At 69.8% G+C, this 15,018-nt stretch carries 7 protein-coding genes; 5 read left to right on the top strand and 2 right to left on the bottom strand.

Annotation, left to right across the window (positions count from 1 at the left end):
• Positions 1-33 precede the first annotated feature (33 nt).
• The 4 genes from RG19_RS14045 to RG19_RS14060 all read left to right on the top strand — a co-directional run bounded on the left by RG19_RS14045 (position 34) and on the right by RG19_RS14060 (position 9,991).
• Positions 34-2,577, top strand: coding sequence for a DNA topoisomerase I (locus RG19_RS14045; RefSeq protein ID WP_058835812.1), 2,544 nt, complete (start codon positions 34-36; stop codon positions 2,575-2,577).
• Positions 2,578-2,799: 222 nt separating this feature from the next.
• On the top strand, positions 2,800-3,369 hold the full coding sequence (gene tsaC, locus RG19_RS14050; RefSeq protein WP_058835813.1) for an L-threonylcarbamoyladenylate synthase type 1 TsaC: 570 nt from the start codon (positions 2,800-2,802) through the stop codon (positions 3,367-3,369).
• Between the two features lie 181 nt (positions 3,370-3,550).
• A complete protein-coding gene (gene gltB, locus RG19_RS14055; protein WP_058835814.1) occupies positions 3,551-8,011 on the top strand; it encodes a glutamate synthase large subunit in 4,461 nt (1,486 codons plus the stop codon).
• A 498-nt stretch (positions 8,012-8,509) separates the two neighbouring features.
• On the top strand, positions 8,510-9,991 hold the full coding sequence (locus RG19_RS14060) for an FAD-dependent oxidoreductase (protein ID WP_058835815.1): 1,482 nt from the start codon (positions 8,510-8,512) through the stop codon (positions 9,989-9,991).
• Between the two features lie 99 nt (positions 9,992-10,090).
• Here the strand turns inward: RG19_RS14060 and RG19_RS14065 are convergent, their stop codons facing one another.
• Positions 10,091-12,133, bottom strand: coding sequence for a S46 family peptidase (locus RG19_RS14065; RefSeq protein ID WP_058835816.1), 2,043 nt, complete (start codon positions 12,131-12,133; stop codon positions 10,091-10,093).
• Positions 12,134-12,312: 179 nt separating this feature from the next.
• Between RG19_RS14065 and RG19_RS14070 the strand changes: the two genes are divergently transcribed.
• A complete protein-coding gene (locus RG19_RS14070; RefSeq protein ID WP_058835817.1) occupies positions 12,313-12,558 on the top strand; it encodes a hypothetical protein in 246 nt (81 codons plus the stop codon).
• Between the two features lie 153 nt (positions 12,559-12,711).
• Here RG19_RS14070 and uvrD read toward each other — a convergent pair whose 3' ends face one another.
• Positions 12,712-14,898, bottom strand: a complete 2,187-nt coding sequence (uvrD, locus tag RG19_RS14075; protein ID WP_058835818.1) for a DNA helicase II — start codon at positions 14,896-14,898, stop codon at positions 12,712-12,714.
• Between the last annotated feature and the right edge of the window lie 120 nt (positions 14,899-15,018).

Consider the following 15,018-nt stretch of genomic DNA (forward strand, 5'->3'; position numbering starts at 1 on the left):
GTTGCCGGGCCGCGCTCCTGGAACCCACGCGTCATGGCCAAGAACCTCCTCATCGTCGAGTCGCCCGCCAAGGCCAAGACGATCAACAAGTACCTCGGCAAGGACTTCCAGGTCCTGGCCTCCTACGGCCACGTCCGCGACCTGGTACCCAAGGAGGGCGCGGTGGATCCGGATCACGGCTTCCGGATGCGCTACGACCTGATCGACAAGAACGAGAAGCACGTCGACGCGATCGCCAAGGCCGCCAAGAACGCCGAAGGCATCTATCTGGCCACCGACCCGGATCGCGAGGGCGAGGCGATCAGCTGGCACATCGTGGAGATCCTGCGCGAGCGCGGCCTGCTCGAGGACAAGGCGCTGCACCGCGTCGTGTTCACCGAGATCACCCCGCGTGCGATCAAGGAGGCGATGACCCGGCCGCGCCAGATCGCCGAGCCCCTGGTGGACGCGCAGCAGGCTCGCCGCGCGCTCGACTACCTGGTCGGCTTCAACCTGTCGCCGGTGCTGTGGCGCAAGGTGCAGCGCGGCTTGTCCGCCGGCCGCGTGCAATCGCCGGCGCTGCGGATGATCGTCGAGCGCGAGGAGGAGATCGAGGCGTTCAAGGCGCGCGAGTACTGGAGCATCGCCGCGGAGCTCGCTCATCCCTCGCAGCCGTTCGCAGCCAAGCTGGTGAAGCTCGACGGCAAGAAATTCGAACAGTTCACCATCACCGACGGCGAGACCGCCGAGGACGCGCGCACCCGCCTGGTCGCCGCCGCCGGCGGTGCGCTGCACGTCACCGACGTCACCAGCAAGGAGCGCAAGCGCCGTCCGGCGCCGCCGTTCACCACCTCCACCCTTCAGCAGGAGGCCGCGCGCAAGCTCGGCTTCACCACCTCGCGCACCATGCGCGTGGCGCAGAAGCTCTACGAGGGCGTGGCGGTCGGCGACGAGGGCACGGTCGGCCTGATCACCTACATGCGTACCGACTCGGTCAGCCTGTCGCAGGACGCGCTGGGCGAGCTGCGCGACGTCATCGCGCGCGATTTCGGCACCCGCTCCGTGCCCGACAAGCCGAACTTCTACCAGACCAAATCCAAGAACGCGCAGGAGGCCCACGAGGCGATCCGCCCGAGCTCCGCGCTGCGCACGCCGTCGCAGGTCGCCAAGTACCTCGACGACGACGGCCGCCGCCTGTACGAGCTGATCTGGAAGCGCGCCGTCGCCTGCCAGATGGTGCCGGCCACCCTCAACACCGTCAGCGTGGATCTGGCCGCCGGCAGCGAGCACGGTTTCCGCGCCAGCGGCACCACCGTGGTGTTCCCGGGCTTCCTGGCGGTGTACGAGGAAGGCAAGGACCAGAAGAGCGCCGAGGACGACGACGAGGGCCGCAAGCTGCCGCTGATGAAACCGGGCGAGCGCGTGCCGCTCGACCGCGTGCTCACCACCCAGCACTTCACCGAGCCGCCGCCGCGTTTCTCCGAAGCCTCGCTGGTCAAGGCCCTGGAGGAATACGGCATCGGCCGGCCGTCCACCTACGCCTCGATCATCCAGACGCTGCAGTACCGCAAGTACGTCGAGCTCGAAAGCCGCCGCTTCCGTCCGACCGACGTCGGCCGCGCGGTGTCGAAGTTCCTGTCCAGCCACTTCACCCGCTACGTCGACTACGACTTCACCGCCAAGCTCGAGGACGAGCTCGACGCGGTCAGCCGCGGCGAGGAAGCCTGGGTTCCGCTGATGGAGAAGTTCTGGGCGCCGTTCAAGGAGCTGGTGGCGGAGAAGACCGAATCGGTCGACCGCAACGAGGCCACCGGTGCGCGCGAGCTCGGCACCGACCCCAAGACCGGCAAGCCGGTCAGCGTACGGCTGGGCCGCTACGGGCCGTACGCCGCGATCGGCAGCACCGCCGAGGACGCCGAGGACAAGCCCAAGTTCGCCTCGCTCCGGCCCGGCCAGAGCATGCACACGATCACCCTGGAGGATGCGCTCGAGCTCTTCCTGATGCCGCGCCTGCTGGGCGAGGACAAGGGCGAGGAGGTCAGCGTCGGTATCGGTCGCTTCGGCCCGTTCGCCAAGCGCGGCAGCACCTACGCCTCGCTCAAGAAGGAGGACGACCCTTACACCGTCGATCTCGCCCGTGCGGTGTTCCTGATCGAGGAAAAGGAAGAGATCGCGCGCAACCGGATCATCAAGGAGTTCGACGGTAGCGACATCCAGGTGCTCAACGGCCGCTTCGGTCCTTACATCAGCGACGGCAAACTCAACGGCAAGATCCCCAAGGATCGTGAGCCGGCGTCGTTGACGTTCGAGGAAGTCACCAAGCTGCTGGAGGAGACCGGCAAGCCGGCGCGTGGCCGCTTCGGCAAGAAGGCCGCGAAGAAGGTCGTGGCCAAGAAGACCACCGACGCCAAGCCTGCGAAGAAGGCCGCGAAGAAGACGGCGACCAAGAAGGCCACGAAAAAGGCCACGAAGAAGGTCGCCAAGAAGGCCGCGACCAAGAAAGCCGTCAAGAAGGCGGCCAGCAAGACCGCCACAGCCCGGAAGTCGGTGGCCAAGGCGCCCGCCAGCACCACCGACGTGGACGACGCCCCCTTCTGATGTCCGCGGTCGTCGCGCGAACGCGGCCTGCCGGTGCTGGTCTCGCCGCATGTTCCGCCGCTCGTCCCGCCGCCGGCGCGGACACCGGCGGCAGGCGACGCCATGTCTCGCCCGCGTCGTACCGGTCCGTGCGCATTCGCCGCCGCGAGACCGCGGCCGCAGCGGATGCCGCGACCGCGATCCCGGCATCCGTGCGGCCCGCCGCGTGCCTGACCCAGCGCCGTGCCTGACGCGCGCCCTCGCCTGGCCATCGACGATGCCGTCGCACGCCTGCGCGCGGGCGCGGTGCTGGCTTATCCCACCGAGGCGGTGTGGGGCCTGGGCTGCGATCCCTTCGACGCCGCCAGCGTCGATCGCCTGCTCGCCCTGAAGAACCGGCCCAGCGCGAAGGGCATGATCCTCGCCGTCGCCGCACCCGGGCAGCTCGACACGCTGGTCGATTGGGAGGCATTGCCGCCCGCGGCGCGCGACGCCGTGCTGGCGAGCTGGCCCGGACCGCACACGTGGATCGTGCCGGCGCTGCCGCGTGCCCCTGCGTGGATCCGCGGCGCGCACGATGGCGTGGCCGTGCGGTGCAGCGCGCACCCGGTGGTCGCAGCGCTGTGCGCGGCGTTCGGACCGCTCGTCTCCACCAGTGCCAACCCCACCGGGGCACCGCCGCCGCGCCGGCTGGACGACCTCGACCCCACGCTGCGCATGGCCGTCGACGGCATCGTCGAAGGCGAGACCGGGGGGCTCGAGCGACCGACGCCGATCCGCGATGCACGCAGTGGCGAGGACCTTCGCCGCTAGGGTCGGCCTGGCGCCCTGCCTGGGCACCCGCACGTCACCCAGGCACGCCCGCACGTCACCTAGCCCGTTCATTGCCGCACCGCACAAAGTGTGGTGTAGTCGGGACAGGCGGATGCGTTGCGCCAGGGCATGGCAGCCGGTCGCTTCGATCCCCGCCCCCTCCACCCATACGGCAGCGACGATGCGGAACATTCCGGATCGGGGCCTGTACGACCCCGCCCACGAACGCGACAACTGCGGCTTCGGCCTGATCGCCCGGCTCGACAACGCCGCCACCCGCGGCACCGTCGACGATGCGCTGGAAGCCCTGGCCCGCATGAGCCACCGCGGCGGCGTCAACGCCGACGGCGAAACCGGCGACGGCTGCGGCGTCCTGCTGTGCAACGCCGGCGCCAGCGTGCGCTTCCTCGCCCGCGATGCGGGCATCGCACTGCATGCGGGCACTGCCGCGATCGGCACGATCTTCCTGCCACGCGACGACCACGACGCCGCACGACGCTGCCGCACCGCACTGACCGCCGAAGTCGAGCGCATCGGCGCACGCGTGGCCGGCTGGCGCGAGGTGCCCGTGGATCCGTCCGCCTGCGGGGCCCTCGCGCGCGAGACCATGCCGAAGGTCGAACAGGTCTTCGTCGAATCGGATGCCGACGACGACATGGACTTCGAGCGCGCGCTGTTCCTCGCCCGGCGTCGCGCCGAGCAGACGCTGCACGACATCCCCGATTTCTACGTCACCGGCCTGTCGGCGCGCGTGTTCGGCTACAAGGGCATGGTGCTCCCCGACCGGCTCACGCAGTTGTTCCCCGATCTCGGCCGACACGAACTCACCGCCAGTGCGGTGGTGTTCCATCAACGCTTCTCCACCAACACGCTGCCGCGCTGGTCGCTGGCCCATCCGTTCCGGCGCCTGGCCCACAACGGCGAGATCAACAGCATCGAGGGCAATCGGCGCTGGGCACAGGCGCGCAAGGGCGTGTGGGCCTCGCCGCGACTCGACCTGTCCGAGTTCGAACACTCGGTGGGCATGCACGGCTCGGACTCGCAGACCCTCGACAACATGCTCGAATGGTTGTTGCTGGGCGGCATGGATCTGCTGCAGGCCATGCGCATCCTGATGCCGCCGGCGATGCAGGCGGTGGAACACCGCGATACCGATCTCGCTGCGTTCTACGAGTACTACTCGATCAACTCCGAGCCGTGGGACGGGCCTGCCGGGGTGGTCATGTGCGACGGCCGCTACGCCGCCTGCACGCTCGACCGCAACGGCCTGCGCCCGGCACGCTGGACGCTGTCGACCGACGGCGTGTTCCTGATCGCCTCGGAGACCGGCGTGTGGGACATCCCCGCCGACCGCGTGCGGGCCAAGGGCAAGCTCGGTCCGGGCGAGATGATCGCGGTCGATCTCGAGGCCGGGCGCCTGCTCGACAGCGCCGCCATCGACGACATCAACCGCGTGCGCGCGCCGTACAAGCAATGGCTCAAGCGCGGCATGACCTATCTGCACACGGAGTTGATCGACCCCGCGCTGACCGACGCCCCGTTCACCGCCGAGACGCTGTTGGGTTTCCAGAAACTGTTCCAGCTCAGCCGCGAAGAGCAGGAGTCCGTGCTGCGTCCGCTGGCCGAGACCGAAAACGAAGGCATCGGCTCGATGGGCGACGACACGCCCGTCGCGGCGATGAGCCAACGCGTGCGCCCGCTGTACGACTACTTCCGCCAGGCCTTCGCGCAAGTCACCAATCCGCCGATCGATCCGCTGCGCGAGGACTGCGTCATGACGCTGTCCACCCAGATCGGCCGCGAAGGCAATTTGTTCGTCGACAGTGCCGACAATGTCGACCACGTGCTGCTGAACTCGCCGGTGCTGTCGCAGCGCAAGCTCAACCAGCTGCTGGCACTGCCGCGCTTCGCCGAGCGCTACCGGTATCTCGATCTGTACTTCGATGCCGGTACACCGCTGCAACAAGCGTTGCAGCGGCTGTGTGAGGCCAGCGCCGACGCCGCGCGCGCCGGCGTCGAACTGCTGGTCCTGTCCGACCGACGCCCGCGCCGCGGCGCCGCGGCGATCCACGCACTGCTGGCCACCGGCGCGGTGCATCAGCACCTGGTGCGCGAGGGTCTGCGCTGCGAGGTCAATCTGATCGTCGAGACCGGCACCGCACGCGATCCGCACCATTTCGCCTGCCTGATCGGTTACGGCGCCACTGCGGTCTATCCGTATCTGGCCTACCAGACGCTGCATGCATTGGGCCGTCGCGGCATCCTCGGCAGTCGCTTCAGCGGCGAGCCGCTGCAGATCGGCCGCAGCTACCGCCGTGGGGTCAAGAAGGGCCTGTTGAAGATCCTGTCGAAGATGGGCATCTGTTCCATCGCCAGCTACCGCGGCGCACAGCTGTTCGAGGCGGTGGGCATCGCCGACGAGGTGGTCGACCTGTGCTTCGCCGGTACCCCGTCGCGCATCGGCGGCGCCGGCTTCGCCCGGCTCGAGGCCGATGCCCGCCACCTGGCCGCCCTGGGCTGGGACGACAATGCACTGCCCGAACCCGGCGGCCTGCTGCACTATGTGCATGGCGGCGAGTACCACGCGTTCAATCCCGACGTGGTGCAGTCGCTGCAGCGCGCGGTGCTGACCGACGACCGCGACGACTGGAAACGCTACGCCGCACATGTCGACGGACGCCCGCCGGCCGCCCTGCGCGACCTGCTGCGTCCGCGTGCATCGGAGACGCCGGTGCCGCTCGACGAGGTGGAGCCGGTCGCGGCGATCGTGAAGCGGTTCGATTCCGCGGCGATGAGCTTGGGCGCACTGTCGCCGGAGGCGCACGAGGCGCTCGCCATCGCGATGAACCGCCTCGGCGGGCGCAGCAACTCCGGCGAAGGCGGCGAGGATCCGGCGCGCTACGGCACCGACCGCCGCAGCAAGATCAAGCAGATCGCGTCCGGCCGTTTCGGCGTCACCCCGGAGTACCTGATCAACGCGGAGGTGCTGCAGATCAAGGTCGCGCAGGGCGCGAAGCCCGGCGAGGGCGGCCAGTTGCCCGGCAGCAAGGTCGATGCACTCATCGCGCGCCTGCGCTACGCCAAGCCCGGCATCGGCCTGATCTCGCCGCCGCCGCACCACGACATCTACTCCATCGAAGACCTCGCCCAGCTGATCTTCGACCTGCGCCAGGTCAATCCGCAGGCGCTGATCTCGGTGAAACTGGTCTCGCATGCCGGCGTGGGCACGATCGCCGCGGGCGTGGTCAAGGCCGGTGCGGACCTGATCACCGTGTCCGGTCACGACGGCGGCACCGGCGCCAGTCCGCTGGGCTCGATCCGCTATGCCGGCGTGCCGTGGGAACTGGGCCTGTCGGAGGCGCGCCAGGCGCTGCAGGCCAACGACCTGCGCGAGCGCGTGCTGCTGCAGACCGACGGCGGTCTGAAGACCGGACGCGACGTGGTCAAGGCGGCGCTGCTGGGGGCGGACACCTTCGGTTTCGGTACCGCGCCGATGATCGCGCTGGGCTGCAAGTACCTGCGCATCTGCCATCTCAACAACTGCGCCACCGGCGTGGCCACTCAGGACGCACGCCTGCGCGAACTGCACTTCAAGGGCCTGCCCGACCGCGTGGAGAGTTTCTTCCGCAACGTGGCCGAGGACGTGCGCGAGGAGTTGGCGAAGCTCGGCGCGCGCTCGCTGGACGAGATCGTCGGCCGCACCGACCTGCTGGAGCAATGGCTCGACACGCCGCGCGAGCATGTGCGCATCGATCTCGCGCCGCTGCTCGCACGCGACGCGCAGCAGCCGGCGGCGTACTGCGGCACGCCGGCGCTGCAGGCGCCTCCGGGCGGCCTCGCGGCGCAGTTGGAAGCAGCGCTGGACGATGCCATCGCGTCCGGTAGCGGCGGCGAAGGCCGCTACACCATCCGCAACACCGACCGTGCCATCGGCACGCGCCTGTCGGGCGCCATCGCGCGCCATCACGGCAACACCGGCATGGCCGCGCATCCGGTCTCGCTGAAGCTCACCGGCACCGCCGGGCAGAGCTTCGGTGCGTTCAACGCCGGCGGCCTGGAGATGACGCTGGAAGGCGACGCCAACGACTACGTCGGCAAGGGCATGGCCGGCGGCCGCCTGGTGCTGCATCCGCCGAAGGGTTGCGCCTACGATTCGCGCGCCACGCCCATCCTCGGCAACACCTGCCTGTACGGCGCGACCGGCGGCGAGCTGTACGCCGCAGGCCGCGCGGGCGAGCGCTTCGCGGTGCGCAATTCCGGCGCGATCGCAGTGATCGAAGGTGCCGGCGATCACTGCTGCGAGTACATGACCGGCGGCGCGGTGGTGGTGCTGGGCCGGACCGGACAGAACTTCGGCGCCGGCTTCACCGGCGGGCTCGCGTACGTGCTCGATCTCGACCGCGACTTCGTCGATCGCTACAACCACGAGCTGATCGACATCCTGCGCATCTCGCCCGAAGGCTTCGACAACTACCGCCAGCACCTCACCGATCTGATCGGCGTGCATGCACGCACCACCGGCAGCGCGTGGAGCGCGCAGATCCTCGACGAGTTCCGCGATTTCGTCGGCCGGTTCTGGATGGTCAAGCCCAAGGCCGCCAATCTCGAGGCGCTGGCCGAAGACCTGAGGCGGGCGGCGTGATGCGATGCGAGCAGGATGCCCACGCCGGAAGCTTTTTCTATTCCTGCCTGACGCCGCGCCCGGAGAGCGGGGTGTCGCTCCTCCCTCGGTCAGGGCTTCCTGCCCTGACTCGGGCGCACGCCATCCATGGCGTGCTCGACGCGACACCCCGCTCTCCGGGCGCGGCTCACCTCGACATTTCCGTCGGCGCTCCGACTGCTTTTGTGAAGACCACGCCAATGAATGGCCGACGCGGCGGCGCGGCCGGGGTATGCGGAGAGCAGGCCAGGGGTGAGGGCCGACCGCTCGCGCGGCATGCCGCGGGGCGGCGCGAATGCCCCGAGCCCTGCGAGGGGGCGGGCCTGCGGCGGCGGGTCGGCCATGGATGGCTGACCGAGCCGAGGAGCATGCTCCGGCTGCGGCGACGCCTGTCTTCGAAGCCGGAGCACGCCCCCGCCCTTCGTCCCGACCCGAAAGCCTCGTGCGCACGCAACGACCACTGCCATAGGATCCCCGACAATGGCTAAGCGCAACGTCTTCCAGTTCCTCGATGCCTCGCGCGAAATGCCGCAGCGGATTCCGCTCGCGCTGCGTACCGCCGGCGACTGGAACGAGCTGTACGGGCGGTTCGACCAGCCCGAGGCGGCGCAGCAGGCGGCACGCTGCCTCGATTGCGGCAACCCGTACTGCGAGGCCAAGTGCCCCGTGCACAACTACATCCCCAACTGGCTGCGGCTGGTGGAGGAAGGCCGCATCCTCGAGGCGGCCGCGCTGTGCCACGAGACCAACCCGCTGCCGGAAATGTGCGGCCGCGTGTGCCCGCAGGACCGCCTCTGCGAAGGCGCCTGCACCCTCAACGATGGCTTCGGCGCGGTCACCATCGGTGCGGTGGAGAAGTACATCGTCGATACCGCGTTCGCGCAGGGCTGGCGGCCGGACCTGTCCAAGGTCGAAGCCACCGGCAAGCGCGTGGCCGTGGTCGGCGCAGGCCCCGCCGGCCTCGCCTGCGCGGAACGGCTCACGCGCCTGGGCATCGCGCCGACCGTGTTCGACCGCTACGAACAGATCGGCGGCCTGATGCAGTTCGGCATTCCCAGCTTCAAGCTCGACAAGTCGGTGATCGCCACCCGTCGCGAAGTGCTCGAGGACATGGGCGTCGCGTTCGAACTCGGCGTCGAGATCGGCCGCGACATCGGCCTGGACACGTTGCTGGCCGACTACGACGCCGTGTTCCTGGGCCTGGGCGCCTATCGCTACACCGACGGTGGCCTGCCGGGCCAGGACCTGCCCGGCGTCTTGCCGGCGCTTCCGTTCCTGGTCCAGAACGGCCGCGTGGTCACCGGCCTGCAACCCGAAGGCCGGCCGATCGCCGGCTGGGAAGACCAGGTCACCCTGCCCGACCTGCGCGGCAAGCGCGTCGTGGTGCTGGGCGGCGGCGACACCGGCATGGACTGCGTCCGCTCGGCGGTGCGCCTGGGCGCCGCGGCGGTGACCTGCGTGTACCGTCGCGACGAAGCCAACATGCCCGGCTCCGCACGAGAAGTCGCCAATGCGCGCGAGGAAGGCGTCAGCTTCCTGTTCAACCGTCAGCCGCTGGCCGTGGAAGCGGGTACCGACGGCGCCATCGCCGGCGTGCGCGTGGTGGAGACGCAGCTCGGCGCGCCGGACGACCGCGGACGCAGCCGGCCCGAGCCCGTCGAGGGCACCGAGACCACCGTCGCGGCCGACGTGGTGGTGATCGCGTTCGGGTTTTCGCCCGACGGCGGCGGCTGGCTCGCCGAGCACGGCGTGGACACTGCCGACAACGGCCGCATCCTCGCCGGCGGCGAGGGTCGCCTGCCCTATCAGACCTCGGTACCGACGCTGTTCGCCGGCGGCGACGCGGTGCGCGGCGCGGATCTCGTGGTCACCGCGGTGCAGGAAGGCCGCGATGCGGCGATCGGCATCGCGCGCCTGCTCCGCACCGGCACCCACCGGGGCGCCGCGCTCGACGCGGCCTGATCCGGCAGGCCCGACTGCGCCCGGCGCATCTCCGCCGCCGGCGCATGTAGCGGGCCCGGAGACGACGCCATCCGCGCACGGTCCGCGTCGGCTCCGGTCTCAGTCCCCGACGGGCTGCAGCTCCTCGACGAGATGACCCGCGTCGTACACCGTACGCAACGCCTCGAGCATAGCCGCGCTGTGCACCGACACCGTGCGGTTGAGGGTCTCGTCGTACCAGAACGCGCCGCCCAGCGAGTGGATGTTGCCGTCGAACGCCAGACCGACCACCTCCGCATCGCGGTTGATGACCGGGCTGCCGGAATTGCCGCCGATGATGTCGTTGCTGCTGACGAAGTTGAAACGCGCCGTCCGGTCGATGCGGTCCTGCGCTTCCAGCCAGCTCGGCGCCAGCGCGTAGGGGTCGAACCCCGTGGCACGCCGGTAGATGCCGCCGATCTCGGTATACGGGGGAACATCGGTGCCGAGTTCGTTCCAGCCGCGGACCTCGCCGTACGACAAGCGCAGGGTGAACGTGGCGTCCGGGTAGACCTCGGTGCCGTAGGTATCGAAGCGGGTGCGGGCGATGCGCTCGGCGTTGCGCGCCTCCACCGCTTCCACTTCGGCTTCGAAGCGGGCGCGCAACGTGCGTGATTCCGCATCGACCGCGCGCGCCAGGACCAGGAACGGATCCTGAGAGGCGTCCACCGCGGCCTTGCCGCCACGCCACAGACGCTCGCGCTCGGCCGGATCGCCGAGTCCCGTGCCGCCCACCAGTTCGGCGGCCAGCGCTTCGGGCGAGCGCCCGGCGAAGACCTGCTGCACCGCAGGGTGATCGGTCCCCAGCAGTTCGCGGAACTTTGTCAGCGAATGGGTGAGCTTGACGGTCTCGAACGCCGGATACACCGGTGAGGTCGAGAGCAGGGTCTGCTCCAGCCGGGCGAGCGCGGCGTCCTGGAACTCGGGCAGACGCTCCGCATTGGGCTTCGGGCGCTCTTCGCCGCCACGCAGCAGGGTGGAGGCGAACTGGAAGTAGCGGCTGTCGAACGCACGCTGCTGACCGATGAGCAGATGCGGATAGTAGAGCTCGCGGCGGACGCGCTGCGCGCGCTCGATCTCGTCCCACGGCTGCGCGTCGCCGGCCGCGGTGCGCAACGCCGCTTCCTGCTCGCGCTTGCCGGCGACCACCTGCGGATCGAGCAGCGCCTGCAGTTGCCCGCGGAACACCTTGTAGCTGTTGTCGGTGAAGGTCAGGTCCGACTGCGCCTGGCGTGCGGCCTCTTCCGAGCCGCGCGCGTACTGCGCCAGCATCGCGCGACGCTCCGCCAGCAACAGCAGCGAGTTGATCAGGTCCACGTCGCGCACCCGCTCCAGCTGCGCGACGGTGAGCTGGCGCTGGGTCCGCCCGGGATGGCCGGTGACCATGGTCAGCTCGCCTGGCTGGGCGCCGGCCGGGTTGAGCGTGAAGTGTTCGACCTCCTGCGCCGGCGCACCGTTCTCGTATGCCCGCAACAGCCCCATGTCCAGGTTGTAGCGGGGGAAGTTGAAATTGTCGGGATCGCCTCCGAAGAACCCGATGGCGTACTCCGGCGAGAACACCAGCCGCACGTCGTCGTAGCGCTTGTAGCGATACAGGTGGTGCAGCCCGCCTGCGTACAGCGCGACGACGTCGCAACGGCGTCCCTGCGCATCGTCGGCGACGCACTCGTCCTCGATCCGCGAGACCTCCGCGTTGCGCGCATCGATGAACGCCCGCCCGGACAGGCCGTCGGTCGCCTGCGCGATGCGCCCGCTGACATCGGTGATGTCCTGCAGCACGTTGAGCTCTTCGGCCGGGCACTGCAGCTCCTCGCCGCGCGAGCCGGCCACGAAACCGTCGTTGAGCAGGTCGCGCTCGGGTGAGGACAGCCCCTGCACACAGCCGACGATGCAATGCGCATTGGTGAGGACCAGACCGTCCGCCGACACGAACGAGCCCGAGCACCCCCCGGCCAGTCGCACCGACGCGCGCATGGCGTGCCGGGTCCACTCTGCATCGGGGGCGAAGCCATAGGCCTGGCGCATGGCGTCCGCGGGCAGGTTGTCGAGCGTCCACATGCCTTCGGCCGCCGTCGCGGCGCCGGACACCAGGCTGGCAACGGCCAGGGCGAGAATGCGCTTCATGGAAGTTTCCTGCAGGCCCGGTCGGGCGAGAGCGCCATCGTAGCCGAGCGCCTGCGGGCCCTGCTCGCCACGCGACCGACGGCGTGCGAAGACGGCATTGCGCCGCAGTCCTGACCGGGTTCGTGCCTGTTCCAGGCAAAAGCATTTAATCTTGTCCGCCACCGCCCGGGAAAATCGCGATGCAGAACCGCGAACGTCGACAGGGCAGCGCCCCCGATTCCGCGGAGGTCCGCTCCCGCCTCAACGCCGCTCAGCAAGCCGCACTGCCGCTGCTGGAGCGCTTCGGCTGGGAGTTGCGGTTCGTCCGGCGGCCGTTGTTCCAGGAGCCGGTCCCGATCCTGTTCAGCGCCGATGGCGCCCGCTGGGTGACCCTGGAGCCGGATGGCTCGGTGAACGAGAACCCCGGCTTCCAGCTGCGCGACTGACGCCTCAGCGCACCAACGGCACGGTGCCGCGGGCGAGCACGGTCTCGGTCCGGCTGCCCGGCAACACCCGCCCGAGACCGCGCCGGCCGGGTGCGGTCGCCCGTCGCGACGGGCGTTTCGCCATGCCGCCGTCGCGGCACCACGCACCGCGCGTCAGGCCGTCTGCAGGTTCGCGTAGGCCAGCACCAACCACTTGCTGCCGACCTCGTCGAAGTTCACCTGCACACGCGCATGCGCACCGTTGCCCTCGATGTCGGTGATCACACCATCGCCGAACTTCGCGTGGCTGACCGACTGCCCGAGCCGGTAACCGGGCAGCGTCTCGGCGATCGGCGCGTGGCCGCGCCGCGCCGGCGCGAAGGCCGGGCGCGCCACCTGCACCCGGGGGCGCACCTCGTTGAGCAGCGGCGACGGAATCTCGCGCAGGAACCGCGACGGCAGGCCCAGCATGTCCTGCCCGTGCAGCCGGCGCGATTCGGCATAACTGAGCACCAGCTTCTGCCGCGCACGGGTGATGCCCACGTAGGCCAGGCGGCGCTCTTCCTCCAGCCGGCCGGTCTCCTCCACCGAGCGCTGGTTGGGGAACAGGCCTTCCTCGACGCCGGCCAGGAACACCAGCGGGAACTCCAGCCCCTTGGCGCTGTGCAGGGTCATCAACTGCACGCCATCCTCTCCGGCCTGGGCCTGCCCCTCGCCCGCCTCGAGCGCGGCATAGGCCAGGAACGCGACCAGCTCGGTCAGCGCCGCGGCGTCCTCGTCGTCTTCGCGGGCGACGAAGCGCGAGGCCACCGACACCAGTTCGTCGAGGTTGTCGATCCGCGACTCCGAATCCAGTCCGCCGCGGCTCTCCTTGGCCCAGTGCTCGCGCAGTCCGGAGCGCGCCAGGACGTGGTCGATCTTCTCCTGCAGCGGCAGCGCATCCACCTCGTCGGCCAGGGCGTCGATCAACGTCTGGAACACGCCCAGCGCGTTGCGCGCGCGCGCGGCGAGCGTGTCGGCCTGACGGGTCCGCGACACCGCCTCCCACAACGACACCCCGTCGGCACGGGCGCGCATGCGGACCTCGTCGAGCGTACGCCCACCGATGCCGCGGGTGGGCGTGTTGACCGCGCGCTCGAACGCCGCGTCGTCGTCGCGGCTGGCGATCAGGCGCAGGTAGGCCAACGCGTCCTTGATTTCGGCGCGCTCGAAGAAGCGCACGCCGCCGTAGACGCGGTACGGGATCTGCCCGGCGACCAGCTGCTCTTCGATCGCGCGCGACTGGGCGTTGCTGCGGTAGAGCACCGCGCAGTCCCCGTAGCTGCCACCGTCGCGGACCCACTGGCTGGCGCGCTCGACGATGAACCTCGCCTCGTCCATCTCGTTGTAGGCGGCGTAGAGGTCGATCGGGTCGCCCTGGCCGCTGTCGGTCCACAACTGCTTGCCCAGGCGATCGGGGTTGTGTGCGATGACCGCGTTGGCCGCATCCAGGATCGTGGCGGTCGAACGGTAGTTCTGCTCCAGCCGGATGGTCTGCGCACCCGGGAAGTCATTGAGGAAGCGCTGCACGTTCTCGACCTTGGCGCCGCGCCAGCCGTAGATGGCCTGGTCGTCGTCGCCGACCACGAACACCTCGCCGCTGTCGCCCGCCAGCACCCGAACGAAGGCGTACTGGATCGCATTGGTGTCCTGGAACTCGTCGATCAACAGATGGGTGAAGCGGCGCCGGTAGTGGGCGAGGATCGCCGGGTTGTCGCGCAGCAGTTCGTGCGCGCGCAGCAGCAGCTCGGCGAAATCGACCAGGCCGGCCAGATCGCAGCGCTCCTGGTAGAGCGCATACGCGCGACGCATGGCGTTGCCCCACTCGTCGCCGGGCTCGTCCTGGAGGTGCTGCGGCCGCCGGCCCTCGTCCTTCTGCGCGTTGATCCACCAGGCGATCTGCCGCGGCGGGTAGCGCGCTTCGTCCAGCTCGAGCTGCTGGACCACGCGCTTGACCAGACGCTGCTGGTCGTCGGAATCCAGGATCTGGAAACTCTCCGGCAGCTTCGCGTCCTGCCAGTGCATGCGCAGCAGGCGATGGGCCAGCCCGTGGAAGGTGCCGATCCATGTCCCGCGCGCACCGCCCGGCAGCAGCGGGTCGGCGCGATGGCGCATCTCGGCCGCAGCCTTGTTGGTGAAGGTGACCGCGAAGATGCCGTGCGCCGGCACGCCGTGCACCGCGTTGAGCCAGGCCATGCGGTGGGTCAGCACGCGGGTCTTGCCGGAACCGGCGCCGGCGAGCACGAGGTAATGGCCGGGCGCGGCCGACACGGCCTCACGCTGGGCCGCGTTGAGGCCGTCGAGCAGATAGGACACATCCATCGGCGCATTTTACGTGAGCCGGTCGCGTCGACCGAGAATCGGATCGGATCCGCGGGCACGGCAGGTCCCGGCCGGGGTCGCACCGGCAGCGCCGGCAGCGGTCGGATGCCCCCGCTTCCA

This window comes from Luteimonas abyssi, assembly GCF_001482195.1.
Lineage (GTDB): Bacteria > Pseudomonadota > Gammaproteobacteria > Xanthomonadales > Xanthomonadaceae > Luteimonas > Luteimonas abyssi.

What these genes read in the sequence shown, in the direction of transcription:
- RG19_RS14060 (WP_058835815.1), top strand. Translation starts at nt 8,510, where the DNA reads ATGGCTAAGCGCAACGTCTTCCAGTTCCTCGATGCCTCGCGCGAAATG.
- gltB (WP_058835814.1), top strand. Translation starts at nt 3,551, where the DNA reads ATGCGGAACATTCCGGATCGGGGCCTGTACGACCCCGCCCACGAACGC.
- RG19_RS14065 (WP_058835816.1), bottom strand. Translation starts at nt 12,133, where the DNA reads ATGAAGCGCATTCTCGCCCTGGCCGTTGCCAGCCTGGTGTCCGGCGCC.
- RG19_RS14070 (WP_058835817.1), top strand. Translation starts at nt 12,313, where the DNA reads ATGCAGAACCGCGAACGTCGACAGGGCAGCGCCCCCGATTCCGCGGAG.
- uvrD (WP_058835818.1), bottom strand. Translation starts at nt 14,898, where the DNA reads ATGGATGTGTCCTATCTGCTCGACGGCCTCAACGCGGCCCAGCGTGAG.
- RG19_RS14045 (WP_058835812.1), top strand. Translation starts at nt 34, where the DNA reads ATGGCCAAGAACCTCCTCATCGTCGAGTCGCCCGCCAAGGCCAAGACG.